This is a genomic window from Lacrimispora struthionigena (assembly GCF_048627165.1).
Classification (GTDB): Bacteria; Bacillota; Clostridia; order Lachnospirales; family Lachnospiraceae; genus Lacrimispora.
In genome coordinates, this window is record NZ_JBMBWP010000002.1 from 2,669,007 (window position 1) to 2,691,673 (window position 22,667).

Here is a 22,667-nt window from a genome sequence, read left to right on the forward strand (position 1 = left end):
GATATGGAAAATAAGAAAAGAACAATACCAATCTCCAGGTTTTATACCTGCGAAGAGAGGCTGATAAAGAGAATAAAGGAAAAAGGCAGAAAAAACAGGTTTTGTTCGGAGACAAAAAAAGATTATGAAAATTGGAAGAAGGAAACAAGAGAGCTGTTAAAAAACCTGATCGGACTTCAGAACATGGAATATTGTCCGTTAAATCCCCAGTGTCTTGAACGGGTGGTAATTGAAGACGGCATTATACGGGAAAAGATTCTTCTTCAGGTGGAACCGGAAGTGTATATGCCGGTCTATGTTCTGATTCCACCCAAGAAGGGGGAAGAAAAGTTAAAATGCTTTCTGGCACCTCCAGGTCATCAGGGAGCAGGAAAGTATTCGGTAGCAGGAGTGCGGGAAATTCCGGCAGTTGCGGATAAAATTGAGCTGTTTCATTATGATTACGGTCTGATGATGGCAAAGCTTGGCTATGCAGTTCTCTGCCCTGACTGCCGCGGGTTTGGGGAGAGAAGGGAGGCTGCACTCCAGGGGGAAGAGGAAAATGAATTTTTAAATTCTACCTGTTTTCATCTTGCCCATATGGCAGAACCCCTTGGTATGACCGTGATTGGCATGTGTACCTGGGACTTAATGAGACTGGTTGATTATGTCTGGGAGCGGGGAGAATGGGATGTGGAATCGGTTGGCTGCGTGGGGTTTTCCGGCGGAGGAATGCAGACACTCTGGCTTTCTGCTTTGGATGACCGGATTAAAACCGTGATAATCAGCGGATACTTATATGGATATTCGGATTCTCTTTTAAGACTGAATGGCAATTGCAGCTGCAATTATGTACCTCATCTTTGGGAACATGTGGATATGGGAGATATTGGGGCACTTCTGGCGCCAAGACCTCTTATGGTACAATCCGCCCGTTCTGATCACCTGAATGGATACAGAGGAATGGAAAATGTTTTAGAGCAGCTGGACGTGATCAGAAAAGCATATGGCTTGTTTGGCAAAGAGGAAGTAATTTATCATGATATATGGGATGGTGGTCACTGTTTCCATGGAGAAAACTTAGAGAAATTCTTAAATGGGGTCATGGAAATGAAATAAAGTAATTTTAATTGGATACGATAACATTTGCCAATACTTCTTTCTTGTGGTGAAAAACGTTATATGCTATAATGATACTGGCTGGTTTTTAATAAAACGGGTCATACAACAGCGATAGGGAGGTGTCTCTATGCCAGGTTTCCACGATATTATCGGTCATGAGAGAATCAAAGAACATTTGCAGAAGGCGATTGAATCAAATCATGTATCCCATGCGTATATTCTCACTGGAGAAGCGGGAATGGGAAGAAAATCTCTGGCTAACGCATTTGCCATGACTTTGCTGTGTGAAAAAGGTATGAGCGAACCGTGTATGCAGTGCCATGCCTGCAAACAGGTTATGAGCGGGAATCACCCGGATCTTATTTTTGTCACACATGAAAAAACAGCAGGTATCGGTGTAGATGACATCCGAGGTCAGATACAGGATACGATTATGATTCGGCCTTACAGCAGTTACTATAAAATATATATTGTTGATGAGGCGGAAAAGATGACGGTTCAGGCTCAGAATGCTCTTTTAAAGACCATTGAGGAACCTCCGTCTTATGCAGTTATTATGCTTCTTACTACCAACCAGGAAGCATTTTTACCCACAATCCTCTCCAGGTGCGTGCAGTTAAAATTAAAGCCGTTAAAAGATTCTGTTGTTACTTCTTATCTGACAGGATCTATGGGAATTAGTGAGAGCAGGGCGGAAGTTTACGGAGCATTTGCCAGGGGTAATTTGGGACGTGCCATTCATCTTGCTGCGTCAGAAGAATTTCAGGCGCTGTATATGGAATTAATTCATATGCTGAAGCACTTAAAAGAGATGGATATCATGGAACTCTTAAATTATATCAGGAAGCTGAAGGAACAGGATCCGGATTTATCTGACTGCCTGGATTTTATGCAGCTGTGGTATCGGGATGTTTTAATGTTTAAAGTAACACAGGATATCAATCTTCTTGTTTTTAAAGAAGAATTTAATACAATGAAGGAAATGAGCGCTGCCAGCTCTTATGAGGGAATCGAGCTGATCCTACAGGCCATAGATAAGGCAAGGGTTCGTTTAAATGCCAATGTAAATATGGAACTGGCGATGGAGCTTATGCTGCTTGTTATGAAGGAGAATTGATTGATGATAAAAGTTATTGGCGTCAGATTCCGGAATGCAGGAAAAATCTATTACTTTGATCCTGTAAATCTGGAGGTAAAGGCTGGGGATCATGTAATAGTAGAGACAGCAAGAGGTATTGAGTATGGTTACGTTGTACTTGGAGCCCGTGAAGTGGAAGATGAGAAGGTGGTTCAGCCTTTAAAATCGGTGATCCGTATGGCTACCAAGGCAGATGATGAAGTAGAGAAAAAGAATCATGAGAAGGAAAAGGAAGCATTTAAGATCTGCAAGGAAAAGATTAAAAAGCATGGTCTTTTGATGAAGCTGATTGATGCGGAATATACCTTTGATAACAATAAGGTGCTGTTTTATTTTACGGCAGATGGAAGAATTGATTTCAGGGAGCTGGTTAAAGATCTGGCTTCTGTTTTTAAAACAAGGATTGAACTGCGCCAGGTTGGTGTCAGGGATGAGACTAAGATTGTGGGAGGTGTTGGTATCTGCGGCAGAACGCTGTGCTGCCACTCTTATCTTTTTGAGTTTATACCGGTTTCTATTAAGATGGCCAAGGAGCAGAACCTTTCACTCAATCCAACCAAGATTTCCGGCGTGTGCGGAAGGCTTATGTGCTGCCTGAAGAATGAAGAAGAAACCTACGAAGAGCTTAACAGCAAGCTTCCAAATGTGGGGGATTTTGTGACCACAGATGACAATTTAAAGGGAGAGGTTCACTCAGTCAGTGTTCTAAGACAGTTGGTTAAGGTCGTGGTTACCATTAAGGATGAAAAGGAAATCAGAGAATACAAGGTGGAACAGTTAAGGTTTAAGCCCAGACGCCGCAGGGAAAAGACCCAGGTGACGGATGAGGAGTTAAAGGCTTTGGAAGCTCTGGAAAGGAAAGAGGGAAAATCCAAGTTAGATGACAATTAAGCTGAAAGACAATGAACGAATTGATGACCTGCAGCGCAATGGTTATCAGATCATACAAAACCGGGACGGCTTCTGTTTTGGAATGGATGCCGTTCTGCTTTCCGGATTTGCAAAGGTAAAGCCAGAAGAAAAGGCAATTGATCTTGGGACCGGAACGGGTATTATCCCCATTCTTTTGGAAGCGAAGAACCAGGGAATGCATTATACAGGGCTTGAGATCCAGGAGGAAGTGGCTGATATGGCTGCCAGAAGCGTGGCGCTGAATCATCTTGAGGATAAAATAACCATTGTCAGAGGAGATATAAAGGAAGCCAGCCGTTTGTTTGGTGCGGCTTCTTTTGATGTGGTGACATCCAATCCTCCTTATATGAATGATGCCCATGGTCTTAAGAATCCGGATCTGCCAAAGGCAATATCCCGTCACGAGGTATTGTGTACCTTAGAGGATGTGGCAAGGGAAGCGGCAAAGCTTCTTCGTCCAGGCGGACGGTTTTATCTGGTTCACAGACCCCACAGACTGATTGAAATTATAACAGCATTAAAGAGTGTGGGTATGGAACCCAAGCGAATGAAGATGGTACACCCCTTTACTGATAAAGAAGCAAATATGGTTCTTATTGAAGCAGTCAGGGGCGGAAGGTCCATGATTAAGGTGGAGGCACCTGTGATCGTGTATAGGGAACCAGGTGTGTATACGGATGAGATCTATACGATTTACGGGTACTGATCTTAACTGGGAATGAAATAAAAGGAATTTTAGCGGGAGAAGGAAAATGAACGAGAAAAAAGGTAAATTGTATTTGTGCGCCACTCCCATCGGTAATCTTGATGACATTACCCTCCGGGTGTTAAATACGCTGAAGGAAGCGGATTTAATCGCAGCAGAGGATACCCGTCACAGCATTAAGCTTCTGAATCATTTTGATATCAAGACGCCTATGACCAGCTACCACGAGTACAATAAGGTGGAAAAGGCAGTTTATCTGGTGGAGCAGATGAAGCAGGGAGTTATGGTTGCTCTGATTACAGATGCGGGAACACCTGGGATCTCCGATCCTGGTGAGGAACTGGTGAAGCAGTGTTATGAAGCAGGAGTAGAGGTAACTTCACTACCAGGACCTGCGGCCTGTATCACAGCGCTGACCCTTTCCGGACTGGGAACAAGGAGATTTTGTTTTGAAGCGTTCCTTCCTTCCGATAAAAAGGAAAAGCAGTGGATTTTAAATGAGTTAAAGAATGAGACAAGAACCATAATTCTCTATGAGGCTCCCCACCGTCTTGTTAAGACTCTGGAAGAGCTTTATGAAGCATTAGGGGAACGTAGAATTACCATCTGCCGGGAATTGACGAAACGATACGAGACTGCATTTCGTACAACATTTACCCAGGCACTCAGCACTTACCGCAATGAGGATCCTAAGGGAGAATGCGTCATCGTGGTGGAAGGTAAGAGCTTCGATGAAATCCGTTCGGAGCAGACAAAAGCGTTTGAGGAGCTTTCTATTGAAGATCACATGGCTCGCTACGAGAGCCAGGGAACGGATAAAAAAGAGGCTATGCGTATGGTAGCGAAGGACCGTGGAATCAGCAAAAGAGAGGTTTATCAGTATCTGTTAAACCGGGAAATATAAAAAAATATCTTGACAACAGGAGTTTATTCTAATAATATTAGTTTGAGATTCAAACTATTTGAGATATAAAACAATCCAACGAGGCATGATTTCATTTCAGTCCGGGAATTACCAGAATGGAATAGAAACATGAATGGGGGAAATATATGACAACAAAAATAATTGGAACAGGGTCTGCAGTTCCGGACCGGGTGGTTACCAATGACGATCTGGCTAAGATCGTGGATACCAGTGATGAATGGATCCAGTCAAGGACTGGTATCAGGGAACGGCGGATTGCCGATGCCCAGTCTGGAACCACGGATCTGGCTATAAAGGCAGCTATGGCCGCACTGAAGGATTCGGGTGTATCGGCGGATGAACTGGACATTATTGTTTTGGCTACTTCATCTCCTGACCGATGTTTTCCAAGCGGAGCCTGTGAAGTACAGGCGGCAATCGGAGCTCACAGGGCAATTGCTTTTGATTTAAGTGCTGCATGCTCTGGTTTTGTTTATGGCTTCCATACAATCTCCGCATTTTTTCAGGCAGGTATCTATAAAACAGGTCTGATCATCGGAGCCGATACGTTAAGCAAGTTAATTGACTGGAAAGACAGAGGAACCTGCGTACTTTTTGGAGATGGCGCGGGAGCTGCGGTAGTACGGTCCCAGGATAAAGGAACGCTTTACATGACCATGGGTGCTGATGGCACAAGAGGAAGTGCATTGGACTGTGTATCACGGACCACTGATAATTTTCTCACTGGTCAGGAACCGGAAACAGGCTATATGACCATGGATGGCCAGGAGGTATTCCGGTTTGCAGTTAAAACCGTTCCGGAAGCTATCTCAGAGGTGCTTTCAGAGAGCGGAACGGACATTAGTGAAATTAAGTATTTTATTCTGCATCAGGCGAATTACCGGATCTTTGAATCGATTGCAAAGAGACTGAAAGTGCCCATGGAGAAGTTTCCAACTAATTTAGAACGGTATGGAAACACATCGGGAGCATCGATTCCGATTTTGTTAGATGAATTAAACAAAGCCGGGAAGCTGCAGCAGGGAGATAAGATTGTACTTGCTGGATTTGGGGCAGGTCTTACCTGGGGAGCTACACTTTTGGAGTGGTAAATAATGGATCTAATACTTTGAAAATCAAAGTACTAGCATATAAAAATGATTAAGAGGAAGCAAAAGGAGATTAGAAGATGTTAGAGAAAATGCAGGAAATTATAGCAGAGCAGTTAAATGTGGATGCAGCAATCGTAAAACCGGAATCCTCTTTTAAAGAGGACTTAGGGGCAGACTCCCTTGATTTATTTGAACTGGTTATGGCTCTTGAAGATGAGTACTCAGTTGAGATTCCATCTGAAGATTTAGACAAATTAACAACCGTTTCACAGGTTATGGACTATTTAAAAGCAAAGGGCGTGGAAGCGTAATGAATACCAGAATCCCCCAACTTTTGGGAATTGAATATCCCATCATACAGGGCGGCATGGCATGGGTTGCGGAACATCATCTTGCAGCAGCCGTGTCGGAAGCTGGTGGCCTTGGACTGATTGGCGGAGCCAATGCACCTGGTGAAGTGGTGCGTGAGGAAATCCGCAAAGCAAAGAAGCTGACCAACAAGCCAATTGGTGTCAATGTCATGCTTTTAAGCCCTCATGCTGATGATGTGGCAAAGGTAATCGTTGAGGAAGGCATTAAGGTGGTAACCACCGGAGCCGGTAATCCTGAGAAATATATGGAGATGTGGAAGGCAGCAGGAATTAAGGTAATTCCGGTTGTTGCTTCCGTAGCACTTGCAAAGAGAATGGAGCGCTATGGTGCAGATGCAGTAGTAGCGGAAGGATGCGAGTCCGGCGGACATATCGGAGAGCAGACTACCATGACTTTGGTTCCCCAGGTGGCAGACGCAGTTTCCATACCTGTTATAGCAGCAGGAGGAATTGGTGACGGCAGAGGAATCGCAGCAGCATTTATGCTTGGTGCAGAGGCTGTCCAGATCGGAACCAGATTTGTGGTTTCCAAAGAATCCATTGTACATGACAATTACAAACAGAGAATTATAAAAGCAAAGGATATTGATTCTGCAGTAACAGGACGTTCACACGGCCATCCGGTAAGATCTTTAAGAAATCAGATGACCAGAGAGTATACGAAACTGGAAGAGGAAGGAAAATCCTTTGAAGAATTGGAATACTTAACCCTTGGAACCCTTCGTAATGCGGTTTTAGAGGGAGATGTTATCAACGGCACGGTTATGGCCGGACAGATTGCAGGTATGATCAGTAAGGAACAGACCTGTAAGGAAATGATTGAAGAAATGATGGAGCAGGCCGGGAAACTTCTTGGCCGTTAAAGAGGAGTTTATGACTATGAGCAAGATCGCATTTATTTTCCCAGGCCAGGGCGCACAGTACTGCGGTATGGGCCAGGATTTTTATGAGCAGACAGCAACTGGAAAAGAAATTTTTGATATGGCTTCCGGACTTTTGGGTTTTTCCCTGCCGGAACTCTGCTTTGAGAAGAATGACCGTCTGGATATTACAGAATATACGCAGGCAGCCATGGTGACCACAGGGATCGCCATGATGAGGGTGCTGGAAGAGAGAACAGGTATAAAGCCGGATGTGACGGCTGGTTTAAGCCTGGGAGAATATTGCGCGCTTGCAGCAGCAGGAGTCATGAGTGACAGGGATGCAATCTTAACTGTCAGACAGAGAGGAATTCTTATGCAGGAAGCAGTTCCTGCCGGTCTGGGAGCAATGGCAGCCGTTCTTTCTTTGGATGCGTCTAAAATTGAAGAGGTTTTAAGCCAGATCGAAGGAGTTCAGATTGCAAATTATAACTGCCCCGGGCAGATTGTTATATCAGGTAAGAAAGAAGCTGTTGAGGAAGCCGGTGAGAAGCTTCTGGCAGCAGGAGCAAAGAGAGTCATTGGCTTAAATGTAAGCGGACCGTTCCACTCAGCCATGCTGACGCAGGCAGGTGAAAAACTTGGTGCCGTGCTTGAGAACATAGAGATTCATAAACCTGTGATTCCCTATGTAGCAAATGTAACAGCCCAGTATGTGACAGAGGCAGATGAAGTTAAGCCTTTACTGATCCGACAGGTATCTTCTTCCGTGCGTTTCCAGCAAAGTGTGGAAGCCATGATAAAAGACGGAGTGGATACATTGATAGAAATAGGGCCAGGAAAAACACTGGCTGGGTTTATTAAGAAGATAACGAGAGATGCGAAAGTCTTTAATATAGAAAAACTGGAAGATATAGATAAGTTAACGGAAATTTAAGGGGAGGTGACAGGATATGTTAGATGGTAAAATAGCGGTGGTCACTGGTGCCAGCAGAGGAATCGGAAGAGCAATTGCGTTAAGGCTGGGACTGGAAGGAGCCACTGTAATAGTCAATTATAATGGATCAGAAGAAAAAGCACTTCAGGTAGTAAAAGAGATTGAAGAAAAAGGCGGTAAAGCAGAGGCGATTGCCTGTAACGTATCGGATTATGAAGCTTGTGGTATATTCCTTGAAGGAGTTATTAAGAAATATGGGAAGCTGGATATTCTCATTAATAATGCAGGTATCACAAGAGATAATCTTCTTATGAAAATGTCGGAAGAAGAGTTTGATGCAGTCATCAATACCAACTTAAAAGGGGTATTTAACTGTATGAAGCATGTTTCCCGTCAGATGATCAAACAAAGAGGCGGCAGAATCATCAACATTTCATCTGTATCCGGAATTCTTGGGAATGCAGGTCAGGCAAATTACTGTGCGGCAAAAGCCGGTGTCATAGGAATGACAAAATCATTTGCCAGAGAAGCTGCCGGCAGAGGCATTACTGTAAATGCCATAGCACCTGGCTACATTCAGACAGATATGACAGATGTACTGTCTGATTCTGTGAAAGAGGCATCTCTTAATCAGATTCCAATGAAACGTTTTGGTACGCCGGAAGATATTGCGGCTGCGGCTGTATTTCTTGCATCAGAGCCGGCTGGTTATATCACAGGTCAGGTCATCAGTGTAGATGGCGGAATGGCTATGTAAAAAGGAGAAAAACGGTATGAATAGAAGAGTGGTAGTAACTGGCATGGGAGCAATTACTCCTATTGGTAAGGATGTAGAAAGTTTCTGGAACGGACTGAAGGAAAAAAAGGTGGGAATTGCGCCTATTACTCAGTTTGACACAACAGAATATAAAGCCACACTGGCCGCAGAAGTTAAGGATTTTGATCCGAAGGAGTATATGGATCCAAAGGCAGCCAAACGAATGGAACGTTTTGCACAGTTTGCAGTTGCAGCTACAAAGGAAGCTCTTGAAATGTCAGGAATTGATATGGAAAAAGAAGATCCTTATCGCGTGGGCGTTAGTGTAGGTTCCGGGATTGGAAGCTTACAGGCCTTAGAGCGGGAACATAAAAAGCTATTAGAGAAAGGTCCGGGCAGAGTCAATCCTCTTTTGGTACCCATGATGATATCCAATATGGCAGCAGGAAATGTGGGGATTCAGTTCGGATTAAAGGGTAAGTGTATCAACGTGGTTACGGCCTGTGCTACAGGAACCCACTCCATCGGAGAGGCGTTCCGATCCATCCAGTATGGGGAAGTGGATGTGATGGTGGCAGGAGGTGCAGAAGCCAGCGTATCACCAATCGGTGTGGCCGGATTTACGGCTCTTACTGCACTTACTACTTCAGATGATCCGCTCCGTGCTTCCATCCCATTTGATAAGGACAGAAGCGGCTTTGTTATGGGTGAAGGTGCTGGCGTTGTGATATTGGAAGAACTGGAACACGCGCTTTCCAGAAATGCCGTTATCTACGGAGAAGTAGTTGGTTACGGGTCTACCTGTGATGCATACCATATTACCTCTCCTGCAGAGGACGGAAGCGGTGCTGCGAGAGCCATGACTGAGGCGATGAAAGATGCCGGCATTAAAGCGGAAGATCTTGATTATGTCAATGCTCATGGGACCAGCACTCATCACAACGACTTATTTGAAACTATGGCAATTAAAGCTGCTTTAGGCGATCATGCAAAAAATGTAAGAATCAGTTCTACAAAATCCATGATTGGCCATCTTCTTGGCGCGGCAGGCGGTGTGGAATTCATTGCCTGTGTGAAATCCATTCAGGATGGATTTATTCATGCCACTGCCGGTCTGGAAGAAGAAGGCGAAGGTTGTGATCTAAACTATACAAAGGGTGAGGGCGTTTCCTGTGACGTAACATATGCCATCAGCAATTCCCTGGGCTTTGGCGGTCATAATGCCAGCATTCTTGTAAAGAAGTATGAACAGTAGGAGGCAGTCATAATGGAAATCAATGATGTGATCAGACTGATGGAGGCCGTTTCACAGCAGGGCCTCACCAGTTTTAAGCTGGAAGAGGGTGACTTTAAGTTATCCATTAAAAAAGAAAAACAGATGGTGATTGCGGCAGAAGGCGATTATGTCCAGAGAAGTATGGAGATTCCTTCTTATGCCGTTTCTAATACGAAGGCTACAGCGCTGGAGAGCGGAATGGATCAGGCTAAGACGGAAGCACTTGCTACTGATAATGTAGTATCCTCTCCGTTAGTAGGAACCTTTTACAACGCTTCTTCACCGGACAGCGCACCGTTTGTAAAGGCGGGAGATACGGTTAAGAAAGGCCAGACTCTTGGCATCATCGAAGCTATGAAGCTGATGAATGAGATTGAATGTGAATACGATGGTGTGGTAGAAGCCGTTCTGGTTGGAAATGAAGATGTGGTGGAATACGGTCAGCCTCTGTTCCGTATCCGGTAGACGATTGTAAAATCTAAGAGAGGTCCAGGGTCGGACCTCTCTTTTGAACATAAGGAGATAGTATGATGTTAGGTATAAAAGAGATTCAGGAGATTATTCCACACAGACATCCGTTTTTATTGGTAGACTGCATTGAAGAACTGGTACCGGGAGAAAAAGCTGTCGGATATAAATGTGTTACTTATGATGAGTCCTTTTTCCGGGGGCATTTTCCGGAGGAACCGGTTATGCCAGGCGTTTTAATTATTGAAGCGCTGGCTCAGGTTGGAGCGGTAGCTATATTAAGCCTGGAAGAGAATAAGGGAAAGATTGCTTATTTCGGAGCAATTGACAAGGCTAAATTTAAACAGAAAGTATATCCTGGAAGTAAGATTAAACTGGACTGTGAAATTATTAGAAGAAAGGGTCCGGTAGGAGTTGGGAAAGCGGTTGCCACTGTAGATGGTAAAATCGCTGCCAGCGCTGAACTGACATTTATGATTGGATAGGTGGAGACCGATGTTTGATAAGATTTTAATTGCCAACCGCGGTGAGATTGCGGTAAGAATCATAAGAGCATGCAGGGAGATGGGAATTAAAACGGTTGCTGTATACTCGGAAGCGGATCGGGAAAGCCTTCATACCCTTCTGGCAGATGAAGCCATCTGCATCGGACCGGCACCGTCCACTCAGAGCTATTTAAATATGGAACGGATTCTCACTGCTACCGTAGCCATGAAAGCAGATGCAATTCACCCGGGATTTGGATTTCTTTCTGAGAACGCCCGGTTTGCAGAACTGTGTCAGAAATGCAACATTACCTTTATCGGACCAGATGCCGGAATTATCAATAAAATGGGAAATAAATCGGAAGCCAGAAAAACCATGATGGAAGCAGGTGTTCCGGTAGTACCAGGCGGAAAGGAAGCCGTTCATCACGTGGAAGAAGCCAGACAAATGGCAGAGCGGATCGGTTTCCCGGTTATGATCAAGGCCTCATCAGGCGGCGGCGGAAAAGGGATGCGTATTTCAAGGGGCATGGAAGACTTTGAAGCCAATTTTAAAAATGCACAGATGGAATCGGTAAAAGGATTTTCCGATGATACCATGTACATTGAGAAATATATTGAAAAACCGAGACATATTGAATTTCAGATACTTGCAGACCAGATGGGGCATGTGATTCATCTGGGAGAACGGGATTGTTCAATTCAAAGGCGTCACCAGAAGGTTCTGGAGGAATCCCCTTCTGCAGCAATTTCTGAGGAGCTCCGCCATCAGATGGGCGAGGTTGCAGTACGTGCAGCAAAGGCGGTAGGCTATGTGAATGCAGGTACCATTGAATTTTTGCTGGATAAGGATAAGAATTTTTACTTTATGGAGATGAATACAAGAATTCAGGTGGAGCATCCGGTAACAGAAATGGTAACCGGACTGGATCTCATAAAAGAACAGATCCGCATTGCAGCAGGTGAACCTCTTAGTGTATCACAGTCTGATATTACAATCTCCGGTCATGCCATTGAATGCAGAATTAATGCGGAGAATCCATCAAAAAACTTTATGCCATGTCCTGGTCTTATTAAAAATGTTCACGTGCCAGGAGGCAATGGTGTGCGAATTGATACCCATATTTACAATGATTATAAGGTTCCTGCAAATTATGATTCCATGCTGATGAAGCTGATCGTCCATGGAAAAGACCGTACAGAAGCAATTGCCAAGATGAGAAGCGCCCTTGGTGAGCTTATTATTGAAGGAATTGAAACTAATATAGATTTTCAGTTTGATATATTAAGTCATGATGCATATCGGGATGGTGATGTGGATACAGACTTTATTCCCAAATTCTTCCCGGATTATGTCCGGTAAACAGGGAAAGGAGCAGATCTTATGTTAAAAGAAATGTTTAAGAAAACTTATACCCTGATTGACAGCAAATACAGGACAGTGGAGAAAACCGGAGAACCCAATATTCCGGAGGGACTTTGGAAAAAGTGCAATAAATGCTGTCAGCCAATTTATGCGGAGGATGTAAGAAATAATCATTACGTCTGCCCGAAGTGTAAGGGATACTTCAGAGTTCACGCTTTTCAGAGAATTGAAATGACAGCAGATCCAGGAACCTTTGAAGAATGGGATAAAGAGATGGAATTTGAGAATCCTCTTGATTTCCCAGGATATGAAAAGAAGATTGCTGCAGCCAGAGAAAAAACAGGACTGTCAGAAGCAATTGTGACAGGTGTCTGCGAAATAAACGGCCAGAAAGCTGTGCTTGGCGTCTGTGATGCCGGGTTTATTATGAGCAGCATGGGGCATGCAGTAGGAGAAAAGATCGCCAGAGCTGTTGAGCGTGCGACTGTTGAGAAACTTCCTGTAATTTTATTCGCCTGTTCTGGTGGAGCCAGAATGCAGGAGGGAATCGTGTCCTTAATGCAGATGGCGAAAACTTCTGCAGCATTAAAACGCCATCATAAGGCAGGGCAGCTTTATGTCAGTGTTCTTACTGATCCTACAACCGGTGGTGTAACCGCAAGCTTTGCAATGCTTGGAGATATTATTCTCGCTGAACCAGGGGCTTTAATTGGTTTTGCAGGCCCGCGGGTCATTGAACAGACAATCGGCCAGAAACTGCCGGAAGGTTTTCAGCGGGCAGAATTTTTACTGGAACATGGATTTGTTGATAAGATCGTTCCAAGAGAAGAGATGAAGGATATATTAACTTCTATCTTAAAGCTCCACAATCCCCACAACAAGGAAAGTTTTTGTGTGGATAACCAGGAAGCAAATGAAAACGCCTGTGGAAAAAAGAGTGGGTTCTGGCCGAAAAAAAATAAACGAAGCCCATGGGATACAGTTCAGCTGTCAAGAAGTGCGGACCGCCCGGTAGCTTCAGATTATATTCATCAGCTCTTTGATGATTTTATGGAGTTTGCCGGAGACCGTTATTTTAAAGATGACGGGGCAATCGTAGGCGGAATTGCATCCTTTCATGGAATGCCTGTCACTGTGATCGGACAGGAAAAGGGTAAGAATACAAAGGATAACATCAGGCGTAATTTTGGTATGCCTTCCCCAGAAGGTTATAGAAAAGCCTTAAGGCTGATGAAACAGGCAGAAAGCTTTAACCGCCCCATTATCTGTTTTGTGGATACGCCAGGAGCGTTCTGCGGTCTTGAAGCAGAGGAGCGGGGGCAGGGAGAAGCCATTGCCAGAAACTTATTTGAAATGGCAGATTTAACAGTTCCGGTTCTTTCTATTGTAATTGGAGAGGGCGGAAGCGGAGGTGCTCTTGCCATGGCAGTTGGAAATGAAGTCTGGATGATGGAGAACTCTATTTATTCCATTCTTTCTCCGGAAGGCTTCGCCTCTATATTGTATAAAGACAGTAAAAAAGCAAATGATGCAGCCAGAGTCATGAAGATTACGGCTAAGGATCTGATGGACCTTGGTCTTATTGAGAGGGTAATACCGGAGGAAGAGCCTGCCTGTGCAGAAAATATTCCGGAGATTGCCAAGGAGATGGACCGGGCCATGACAGAGTTTTTTGCCGGATACCTTACTATGACAAAAGAAGAACTTGCTAATCAAAGATATGATAGATTTAGGAGAATGTGATGGGAACATTAAAACCATTGGTAATAGGAGATCTGGTGGCAAAATATCCGGTAATTCAGGGTGGAATGGGAGTTGGAATCAGCCTTTCCTCTCTTGCAGGAGCTGTGGCTAAGGCAGGAGGAGTTGGTATCATTTCAACGGCTCAGATTGGTTTTAAACAGCCCGATTTCCTTAAGAATCCCCTGGAAGCCAATTTACGTGCAATTGGTGAGGAAATGAAAAAGGCCAGAGAGATTGCTCCAGAGGGAATTATAGGCTTTAATATTATGGTTGCCACCAAGAATTATGCAAGCTATGTGAAAAAAGCGGTGATAGCAGGAGCTGATATCATCATTTCAGGAGCTGGTCTTCCTGTAAGTCTTCCAGAGTATGTGGCGGAGGCTGCAGAAGAAGCAGGTATTAAACTGAAAACAAAAATTGCCCCCATTGTTTCTACTGTAAAGTCTGCTATGGTTATCTGTAAGATGTGGGATCGTAAATTTAATCAGGCTCCGGATCTGGTTGTTGTGGAAGGCCCCCTGGCAGGTGGTCATCTGGGATTCTCCAGAGAAGACTTATCTGAACTGGGTGTTGATACAGCAGATGTGGAACACACCTTTCAGCAGGCGAAATATGACGAAGAAGTAAGGGGTATTATCCGGCTTGTAAGAGAGTACGGGGAAAAGTATAACAAAGTAATACCGGTAGTAACTGCAGGCGGAATCTATACCCATGAGGATGTTATGCATCAGATTGATCTGGGCGCTGACGGTGTACAGGTGGCAACCAGGTTTGTCACAACCCAGGAATGCGATGCCCCGGAGGAATTTAAGGAAGCTTATATAAAGTCAGCCAAAGAGGATATTGTCATCACGAAAAGTCCGGTTGGAATGCCAGGCAGAGCAATAAAAAATCCATTCTTGGATCATGTGGCCAATACCCCCTTTAAACTGGAACACTGCTACGATTGTCTGGAGAAGTGCGACAGAAAAACCATACCCTACTGCATTACAAAAGCCTTAATCTCATCGGCGGAAGGAAGAACCGAAGATGGACTGGTATTTTGCGGAAGCAATGCTTACCGGGCAGAGAAGATGGAAACGGTTGATGAAGTAATGAAAGATCTTGTTTTTGGAGAATAACATTTCATAAACTCTTCTTTTTAGGAATAGGATAAAAAGAAAACAAAGAAATGTGGAGTGATGGATGTTAAATTATCTCTGGGCATTTATGTTATTGATAGGTGTTATCTGGGGAGCACTTCATGGAAATTTAAGTGCTGTAACAGACGGAGCTTTAACTTCTGCAAAGGAAGCAGTGATGCTGTGCATTACCATGCTTGGAATTATGTCTTTTTGGACCGGACTGATGGAAATCGGAAGTAAATCAGGGCTGATTGAACGATTGTCAGCCAAAATGGGGCCAGTGCTTCATTTTTTGTTTCCAAAGATACCTGAAAAGCATCCATCCCTGGAGTATATATCTACCAATATCATTGCAAACATTCTGGGACTGGGATGGGCAGCGACGCCTGCTGGTCTGAAGGCAATGGAATCGTTAAAGGATTTAGAGGAGACCAGAAGAATAGAGTATTCTCAGGGTAAGAAAATCCCCAAACCGGTTTCCCATGATACTGCCAATAATGAGATGTGCACGTTTATGATTATTAACATATCGTCGCTCCAGTTAATCCCTGTCAATATGATTGCATACAGAAGCCAGTATGGCAGTCTTGATCCAACAGCAATTGTAGGGCCAGCCATTGCAGCAACCTTGTTTTCAACGGTAATCGGTGTTGCTTTGTGTAAGCTGCTTGACCGGTAATATCTTTACAGACTAAAAACCGCCGGTCCTCCAGATGCTTGGAGGACCGGCGGTTTGCATTTATTTGGTGTTGAAAGAGCAGTTGACTACTGTGGCGCCTACAATGACATCTTTACTTGCACCGCCGCTGGAAATACAGTCTGAAAACTTATGAGTTCCTGAGGAAGGAGCTTTTGGGAAGTAGAAATTAACGTTGTTATTCTTTGCTGTACAATTTTTGAGAGTGATATAACCGGTATTGTTATTCTGGTCATATCCTCTTTTTTTATTGCCAATAGCAACGCAGCCTTCCAGATAATGGTTGTCGCTGGTATAATTTCCGCCTACTTTAAAGCCCTGTCCGTTTCCATTGCCTTTTCCGTTGTAAGAAGCTTCGCAGTTATATAATTTAACTGCATTGCCTGCGGAATAGAAATCAAAGCCGTCATCAGAATTGTTAAGAGCGTTACAGTTTCTAAATACATTGCCGCTTCCGATGCTTAACTTGGCTGCAAAACCATCTGCATTTTCTCCGTTGGTTTTGGAGTCGTAGTTATAAGTAGAGGTAACACGGGTGATTTCATTATTGAATGCCCCGTTGCTCATCTGGAGGCCGGTGTCTCCACATTTAGTAATGAAGCAGTCTGTAATCTTGTTGTTGCCACCGCTGATATGTATTCCGTTATCACCCGCGTTCTGAATGGTAAGACCGGATATAACCCAATAGTTTCCTGTAATCTGAAAGCCTCTTGAGCTGTCAGCATATGGCTGGCTGGAGAAATCAACAACTGGCTTGTGACCGCTGTAATTCATAATCCGGATTGGTGAACCGGAAGTACCGCTTTTGCTTAATTTGTAGGTATTAGATGATTTGTAGGTCCCATTCATTAAATAGATGGTAGTACCTGCGGAAGCGTTGCCTAATGCCTTATCAATGGTCTTATAAGGCTTGTCCTTAGACTGTCCGTTATTGGAGTCGCTGCCGCTTGCAGAAACATAGTACTCCTTTGAAGCACCATGCGCTGGTGTGGGACTCATGACACATAAACTGGTGACCATAAAGCAGGTAGTGATGATACTGATGATTCTTTTTCCATTTCTCATTTTTTATCCCCTTTCTTTCTATCTAGATCCCGTGCCAGTTATTTGACCCGGTATTTCTAGCTACATAAACTATAATTAGATACTAAAATAGTAAAAAACAATTGTCAATGAAAAAGAAGGGGATTGTTGAATTATTCCAAAATGTCATAAATAATACTATAATTATCAAGTGAATAGAATATAAATAAGAAAAAAGCATATAGAAATGATCGGTATTCTCGTCATCTCTATATGCTTTTTAACATGCATGAAAAACTACTGGTTGCTTTCCTTATACTCTTTTAATGCTTTAGAAAGCTGATCAGGGCAGGAAGTTGGACGAAAGCCACATTTGATTCCTTCCAGACGGCGAATGGCATCATCAACATCCATGCCTTCTACCAGTCTTGATACGCCCTGTGTATTTCCTGAACAACCGCCTACAAATTGTACATGGCCAACCTTACTGCCTTCTATTTCAAAATTAATTTCCTGGGAACAAACTCCGTGTGTTTTATATTTCATCATTCATACCTCCGTATAATTGTAACGCTTACCTCAACTGGAACTTTAAAGAATTATAACGAATTCCATGGCAAGTGTCAATAGATCATAAAAGGAAGAAATAGGAAGCATCACGCAGTTAACATTCTGGCATAAGTTCTTTCTGTTCTTTTAAATATTCATACAACATATTGGATTTGTCGACTAGTTGGGGATTGATACAGTTGGAGGATAATTTGGCAAAACCAATATTTGTTTTAACCGAATCTCTGATTCTGTAATATGTAAGGTTTGGAAACATCTGAAGATTGGCAAGCTGTCTGGGTAAAATGGCACAGCCGCCTTTTTGAGACAAAAAAGATAGAAGCATCATATGCCGGGGGAATGTCCCGGCAATACTGCCTGTGTATCCAATTTCATAAAGTTGTTTTTTTGTCAGCCGGTAAATATCTGATTCCTTGGCTATGGTGTAGATATTATCAAATTTAAAGCCTTTTAAATCAATCTCACTGCCTTGTTCAAACGGAAATACATTCTTACTGCAGATCATCACCATCTCATCTGAGACCAGAGAGACCGTATCATATTCTGTGTCATTCATTAAATCCGTGCGGCAGATTGCAGCATCAATCTCCTGCTGAGAAAGCATTTTAAGCAGATTTGACTGGTCATCCTCCACAATTTGGATAGAATAGTTACCAAATTTCTCCTGAAAGTTAAGAAGCAGCTGCATAATCCCGCTTTCCGCAAGGCAGGGAATGGTTCCTATGGTCAACTCTGTAACATAGCAGGAAGTACCAAACTTTTCCAGTTTCGTTCTTAAGTCCTGGGTACACTTGCGGATGTTTAATGCATATTCCAGGTAGACATTGCCTGCTTCTGTCAGTTCTGCCTTTGTATTACTTCTTATAAACAGTACAATTCCCAACTCATTTTCAATTGCCTTAATATGTTTTGATAAAGCTGACTGGGAAATATAAATGCTTTCGGCAGCGGTAGAAAAATTTTGATACTTTGCCAATGCTAAGAAATCATCAATCCATTTTGTCATAATCAAATAGCCCCCTTAAGTTACTGATAAATCGTAAAAATCTACACTCAGATGTACGTTTTGTCATTAACACTATTATAATACAGAATGATGAGAAGGAAAATATGTTTATACTATTTTGTCATGACATTTTAGAATACTTTTAAATATTGAAAAAACATAAAGTTAACTATCATTTCAATGGAAAACTGCAATAAAATGCGTATTTATAAAACGTTTATTTTTGGTTTACTATTTGTTATGAATCATAAATGAAAAATTTAATGATTTTTTGATTCCATTATGGAATAGTTGCGCGAATTTAATCGAATTGCCACGAAAATTGTAATTGATTATAATTTAACTATGTTGGAAAAATAATCCAGCTGGGAACCGTATCAGCATCACATGAAGAAAATCAGGAGGAAAATTTATGGCAAAAGTTTATCAGGATTTGCGCAGTTTCCTTTCCACTCTGGAAGAAAACGGTCAGTTAGTACGAATTAAGGAGGAGGTTAATCCAGAACCGGATATTGCAGCGGCAGGAAGAGCTGCGGCAAACATAGAGAGTGGTCCGGCGGTTTTATTTGAAAAGGTAAAAGGATATCCTTACAGCGTAGTTACCAATGTGCATGGTTCATGGGCCAATCATGCTCTGATGCTTGGCATGGATAAAACGGCATCAACCAAAGAGCAGTTCCATGAGATCAACCGCAGATGGGACCGATTCCCGGTTAAGCCTGAAATCCTCAAACGAGAAGAAGCACCCTGTAAAGAAAATACCATTGATAAAGCGGAGGATATCAACCTGTTTGAACTCCTTCCATTATACAGAATCAATGATCAGGATGGCGGTTTCTTCCTTTCTAAAGCGTCTATTATTACGGCTGATCCCAATGAGCCGGATAATTTCGACAAATTAAATGTTGGTACATACCGCATTCAGGTTAAGGGAAAGAATCGTGTAGGAATCCAGGCACTGGCATTTCATGACATTGCAATCCAATTGGAAGCTGCTGAGAGAAAGAATGAAAAGGTTCCGATCTGTATTACAGTTGGAAACAGCCCGCTGGTAACCTATATGGCATCTACGCCTGTTATGTATACTCAAAATGAGTATGAATTTGTAGGTGCGCTTCAGGATGGAGTTCCCACACAGATTGTTCAGTCCGATCTTTACAAAAACCTTTATGTTCCAGCCGGCTCAGAGGTTGTTTTAGAAGGTTATATTGAGCCAAGGGTACGTGAGGTAGAAGGCCCGTTCGGAGAATTTCCGGGCTCCTACTCAGGTTCCAGACGCCAGTGTGTGATTACAATTACTCATGTAACCCATAGAACAAATCCTATTTTTGAAAACCTTTATCTGGGTATTCCGTGGACTGAAATTGATTATCTCATGGCTTTAAATACATCAGTTCCTCTTTACCAGCAGATCAAACGGGATTTCCCTGAAGTACAGGCAGTTAATGCCATGTATACTCATGGAATCGGCTGCATTATTTCCACAAAGGTACGGTTTGGCGGCTTTGGCAAAGAAGTGGCATTCCGACTTCTTTCCACTCCTCATGGCGGTTCGTACAGTAAGATTATTATTATCGTTGATGAATTTGTTGATCCGTTTAACCTCCCTCAGGTTATGTGGGCACTGACTACCCGTGTGAGACCGGATAAGGATGTTGTAGTGATTCCAAACTGTCCGGGTATGCCTCTTGATCCCTCCTCATATCCTGCTGGAATGCATTCCAAACTGATTATAGATGCGACTACACCAAAGGATCCGGAACCTAATCCAAGAGAAGTTGAACTTTTAGAGCCGCCGGCTGGTTATGAAAAGTATGAAGCTTTGATTCGTAAACTGATGTCTGAGATGTAAGCTCTATAACGAAAGGAGATTGAAACTATGAAATGTCCACGCTGCGACGGAAATAAAATTGAAGTGATTGCAACCTCTCCTGTTGGAAATGTCTGGGAAGTTTATGAATGTATGGATTGCTTTTATTCCTGGAGGTCTACTGAGACGCCTCATATTCATGATAAATTTAAACTGAAAAAAGAACAGATTGATACGTTACAGATTATACCCCCCATTCCGCCCCTCGATAAATAATTTACATATAAAGGAGAAGCTTCGTGACATTCACTAAACAGAAATCAGGTTTTTTAATCGGTATTATTATTTTTGTTCTTGTCCTACTTCTTCCGCTTGATGGCCTGTCCAGAGAAGGACAGATCTGTCTTGGATTAACACTAATGACCGTAGTCTGGTGGGCTGCACAGGTTGCCCAGTCAGGTTACGTGGGGGGATTCTATCTGGTCTCCGTATGTCTTTTAAAGCTTGCAGATACGAAAGTGGTATTTGCAGGCTGGACAACTTCAACCCTGTGGCTGGTTATCGGTGCTTACATGATTGCGGCAGCAGTTAAAAAGTCAGGATTAGGGGAACGGATCTCTTATGCCTACATCCTGAAATTTGTAAGATCATGGAAGAGCATTATTATCGGCATTTTTGTATTGACTTTTATTTTGTCCTTATTTATTCCTCACCCATGGCCCAGGGCATTCTTAATCATGTCGGTGATGTCCGTAGTGATTAAGGCTGCGAATATGCCAAAGGAGGATGCGGTTAAGGTGGGATTTACGGTGTTTGCAGCATCGGTTCCGGTTTCGCTTATTTTCCTGACTGGCGATTCGGTTATTAACCCGTTGGTAGTGACTTACTGTACAACAGAAAGCATTAATTTTGTTCGCTGGTTTCAGATTATGGGACCTCCGGCTCTGTTTTTAAGCATTACTACCCTGATCTTAATCCTGATTTTGTTTAAACCATCGAAAGCAGTTGAAGTTAATTTCGATGAGGTTCGTACCGCTCAGTCTGCTCTTGGTAAAATGACCGAAAAAGAGAAGAGGACTTTAATCTGGATTATGATAGCAATTGGTCTCTGGCTTACCAACGGTATCACCGGTCTTGATGTAGGCTGGGTTACACTGGCGGTAGCCATGTGCATGGCTTTGCCTGTAATCGGTAATGTCTTAACAGTAAAAGAGTGGAGCGATGTTCCCGTTCATGTTCTGGTATTTCTAACCTCTGCCATTGCAATTGGTAAGGTTGGGGCAGTAACCGGTATGAATGAATGGATTGCAGCGACTCTGCTTCCCAAAACCATGCCGGGTAACATACTGGTACTGGCCATAATGATTGCAGCAATTGCGATTCTGATTCATATGTTTATGGGGTCTGTGATTGCAGTTATGGGAGTTGCCATTCCGGCAATCTTAGTCTGTACCAATGCACTGGGAATTAATGAGCTGGCAGTGATTTTTGTAATTTATCTGGCTATTTCAGGCCATTATATTCTTCCGTTCCATCACTTAAATATCCTGGTGGGGCAGGGAGAGGAAAACGGAATGTATACACAGAAGGAAACCATTAAGATGGGGGTTCCGCTGCTGATTCCGATTTTCCTGACAGTTGGTTTTGCCGTAGCGTGGTTTGCAGTTCTTGGCATTGTATAACTGTTAAAAGAGAGGTGTTTAAATGAGAATTATTGTAGGAGTATCAGGAGCAACCGGCGTGGTCATGAGTCTTTATCTGCTAAAAGCGCTGAAAAGTGTTAAGGACTGTGAAGTCCATCTGGTGGTATCGGACTGTGCCAGAAAAACCTGGGAGTTAGAAACCGATTATCCCTTTGAGAAGCTGGTTGAACAGGCGGATTATTATCATGATGTACATAACCTGGCTGCAGCAATCTCAAGCGGCTCTTATCAGACAGACGGAATGATTATACTGCCCTGCAGTATGAAGACTCTGTCAGGAGTTGTAAATGGTTTTACCGATAATCTCCTGATCCGTGCAGCTGACGTCTGCATGAAAGAAAACCGGAAGGTAATTCTGTGTACAAGAGAAATGCCTCTTGGTAAGGTTCATCTTCGCAACATGATGGCAGCAGCAGATTTAGGCTGTACCATAATACCTCCAATGCTTACTTTTTATAATGGTCCCAATTCCCTGGATGATCAGATTAACCATGTGGTTGGAAAGATCCTGATGCAGTTTGGGCTTGATTATAAAAATTTCGTCCCATGGCGTGGTGCAGATTAACTGCGCATATGGAATTGTAAAAGGGAGAGATAT

General features: G+C 43.1%; 24 protein-coding genes. 21 read left to right on the forward strand and 3 right to left on the reverse strand.

Going from position 1 to position 22,667, the window contains the following annotated elements; genetic code table 11:
* The first annotated feature begins 3 nt into the window (after positions 1-3).
* The 17 genes from ACOAOT_RS21460 (at position 4) to ACOAOT_RS21540 (ending at position 15,939) form a co-directional block, all read left to right on the forward strand.
* The gene (locus ACOAOT_RS21460) at positions 4-1,098 is read left to right on the forward strand and encodes an alpha/beta hydrolase family protein (RefSeq protein ID WP_420218809.1); all 1,095 of its coding nucleotides are present in this window, start codon (positions 4-6) and stop codon (positions 1,096-1,098) included.
* 130 nt (positions 1,099-1,228) lie between these two features.
* Positions 1,229-2,218: a DNA polymerase III subunit delta' gene (gene holB / locus ACOAOT_RS21465; protein WP_277405373.1), complete on the forward strand. Its 990-nt coding sequence runs from the start codon at positions 1,229-1,231 to the stop codon at positions 2,216-2,218.
* Between the two features lie 3 nt (positions 2,219-2,221).
* Positions 2,222-3,130, forward strand: a complete 909-nt coding sequence (locus ACOAOT_RS21470; RefSeq protein WP_420218810.1) for a PSP1 domain-containing protein — start codon at positions 2,222-2,224, stop codon at positions 3,128-3,130.
* The gene (locus ACOAOT_RS21475) at positions 3,120-3,857 is read left to right on the forward strand and encodes a tRNA1(Val) (adenine(37)-N6)-methyltransferase (protein ID WP_420218811.1); all 738 of its coding nucleotides are present in this window, start codon (positions 3,120-3,122) and stop codon (positions 3,855-3,857) included. The genes ACOAOT_RS21470 and ACOAOT_RS21475 overlap by 11 nt, the downstream gene beginning before the upstream one ends.
* A gap of 46 nt (positions 3,858-3,903) precedes the next feature.
* Entirely contained in the window at positions 3,904-4,761 is an 858-nt protein-coding gene (gene rsmI / locus ACOAOT_RS21480; RefSeq protein WP_420218812.1) for a 16S rRNA (cytidine(1402)-2'-O)-methyltransferase, read from the forward strand.
* 146 nt (positions 4,762-4,907) lie between these two features.
* On the forward strand, positions 4,908-5,873 hold the full coding sequence (locus tag ACOAOT_RS21485; RefSeq protein ID WP_420218813.1) for a beta-ketoacyl-ACP synthase III: 966 nt from the start codon (positions 4,908-4,910) through the stop codon (positions 5,871-5,873).
* A 77-nt stretch (positions 5,874-5,950) separates the two neighbouring features.
* Complete coding sequence (gene acpP, locus ACOAOT_RS21490) at positions 5,951-6,184, forward strand: acyl carrier protein (RefSeq protein WP_420218814.1); 234 nt, start codon at positions 5,951-5,953, stop codon at positions 6,182-6,184.
* Positions 6,184-7,107: an enoyl-[acyl-carrier-protein] reductase FabK gene (gene fabK, locus ACOAOT_RS21495; RefSeq protein ID WP_349673877.1), complete on the forward strand. Its 924-nt coding sequence runs from the start codon at positions 6,184-6,186 to the stop codon at positions 7,105-7,107. The genes acpP and fabK overlap by 1 nt, the downstream gene beginning before the upstream one ends.
* A gap of 16 nt (positions 7,108-7,123) precedes the next feature.
* Complete coding sequence (gene fabD / locus ACOAOT_RS21500; RefSeq protein ID WP_420218815.1) at positions 7,124-8,041, forward strand: ACP S-malonyltransferase; 918 nt, start codon at positions 7,124-7,126, stop codon at positions 8,039-8,041.
* Between the two features lie 16 nt (positions 8,042-8,057).
* Positions 8,058-8,798, forward strand: coding sequence for a 3-oxoacyl-[acyl-carrier-protein] reductase (gene fabG, locus ACOAOT_RS21505; RefSeq protein ID WP_420218816.1), 741 nt, complete (start codon positions 8,058-8,060; stop codon positions 8,796-8,798).
* A gap of 16 nt (positions 8,799-8,814) precedes the next feature.
* Positions 8,815-10,053 (forward strand): beta-ketoacyl-ACP synthase II, encoded by a 1,239-nt coding sequence (gene fabF / locus ACOAOT_RS21510; protein WP_420218817.1) that lies wholly within the window; start codon positions 8,815-8,817, stop codon positions 10,051-10,053.
* A 12-nt stretch (positions 10,054-10,065) separates the two neighbouring features.
* On the forward strand, positions 10,066-10,539 hold the full coding sequence (accB, locus tag ACOAOT_RS21515; RefSeq protein WP_420218818.1) for an acetyl-CoA carboxylase biotin carboxyl carrier protein: 474 nt from the start codon (positions 10,066-10,068) through the stop codon (positions 10,537-10,539).
* A gap of 62 nt (positions 10,540-10,601) precedes the next feature.
* A complete protein-coding gene (gene fabZ / locus ACOAOT_RS21520) occupies positions 10,602-11,027 on the forward strand; it encodes a 3-hydroxyacyl-ACP dehydratase FabZ (RefSeq protein ID WP_170822216.1) in 426 nt (141 codons plus the stop codon).
* Between the two features lie 10 nt (positions 11,028-11,037).
* Positions 11,038-12,390 (forward strand): acetyl-CoA carboxylase biotin carboxylase subunit, encoded by a 1,353-nt coding sequence (locus ACOAOT_RS21525; RefSeq protein WP_420218819.1) that lies wholly within the window; start codon positions 11,038-11,040, stop codon positions 12,388-12,390.
* 21 nt (positions 12,391-12,411) lie between these two features.
* Entirely contained in the window at positions 12,412-14,136 is a 1,725-nt protein-coding gene (locus ACOAOT_RS21530; RefSeq protein WP_420218820.1) for an acetyl-CoA carboxylase carboxyltransferase subunit alpha, read from the forward strand.
* Positions 14,136-15,257 carry an NAD(P)H-dependent flavin oxidoreductase gene (locus ACOAOT_RS21535; protein WP_349673884.1) on the forward strand — a complete coding sequence of 374 codons (1,122 nt, stop codon included), beginning with the start codon at positions 14,136-14,138 and terminating at the stop codon, positions 15,255-15,257. The genes ACOAOT_RS21530 and ACOAOT_RS21535 overlap by 1 nt, the downstream gene beginning before the upstream one ends.
* Before the next feature lie 64 nt (positions 15,258-15,321).
* Positions 15,322-15,939, forward strand: coding sequence for a nucleoside recognition domain-containing protein (locus tag ACOAOT_RS21540; RefSeq protein WP_420218821.1), 618 nt, complete (start codon positions 15,322-15,324; stop codon positions 15,937-15,939).
* A 60-nt stretch (positions 15,940-15,999) separates the two neighbouring features.
* Here the strand turns inward: ACOAOT_RS21540 and ACOAOT_RS21545 are convergent, their stop codons facing one another.
* From ACOAOT_RS21545 to ACOAOT_RS21555, 3 genes are all read right to left on the reverse strand, one after another.
* Positions 16,000-17,022, reverse strand: coding sequence for a right-handed parallel beta-helix repeat-containing protein (locus tag ACOAOT_RS21545; RefSeq protein WP_420218822.1), 1,023 nt, complete (start codon positions 17,020-17,022; stop codon positions 16,000-16,002).
* A 255-nt stretch (positions 17,023-17,277) separates the two neighbouring features.
* On the reverse strand, positions 17,278-17,526 hold the full coding sequence (locus ACOAOT_RS21550; RefSeq protein WP_104439619.1) for a TIGR03905 family TSCPD domain-containing protein: 249 nt from the start codon (positions 17,524-17,526) through the stop codon (positions 17,278-17,280).
* Between the two features lie 118 nt (positions 17,527-17,644).
* Positions 17,645-18,556: a LysR family transcriptional regulator gene (locus tag ACOAOT_RS21555; RefSeq protein ID WP_420218823.1), complete on the reverse strand. Its 912-nt coding sequence runs from the start codon at positions 18,554-18,556 to the stop codon at positions 17,645-17,647.
* Positions 18,557-18,968: 412 nt separating this feature from the next.
* Between ACOAOT_RS21555 and ACOAOT_RS21560 the strand changes: the two genes are divergently transcribed.
* Genes ACOAOT_RS21560 through ACOAOT_RS21575 form a run of 4 tightly spaced genes read left to right on the forward strand, consistent with a single transcriptional unit; the run spans position 18,969 to position 22,634 of the window.
* Positions 18,969-20,408 (forward strand): non-oxidative hydroxyarylic acid decarboxylases subunit C, encoded by a 1,440-nt coding sequence (locus ACOAOT_RS21560; protein ID WP_104439621.1) that lies wholly within the window; start codon positions 18,969-18,971, stop codon positions 20,406-20,408.
* Between the two features lie 27 nt (positions 20,409-20,435).
* Complete coding sequence (locus ACOAOT_RS21565; RefSeq protein WP_420218824.1) at positions 20,436-20,642, forward strand: non-oxidative hydroxyarylic acid decarboxylases subunit D; 207 nt, start codon at positions 20,436-20,438, stop codon at positions 20,640-20,642.
* A 23-nt stretch (positions 20,643-20,665) separates the two neighbouring features.
* Positions 20,666-22,048 carry an SLC13 family permease gene (locus ACOAOT_RS21570; RefSeq protein ID WP_420218825.1) on the forward strand — a complete coding sequence of 461 codons (1,383 nt, stop codon included), beginning with the start codon at positions 20,666-20,668 and terminating at the stop codon, positions 22,046-22,048.
* 22 nt (positions 22,049-22,070) lie between these two features.
* Positions 22,071-22,634 (forward strand): UbiX family flavin prenyltransferase, encoded by a 564-nt coding sequence (locus ACOAOT_RS21575; protein WP_420218827.1) that lies wholly within the window; start codon positions 22,071-22,073, stop codon positions 22,632-22,634.
* Positions 22,635-22,667 lie beyond the last annotated feature (33 nt).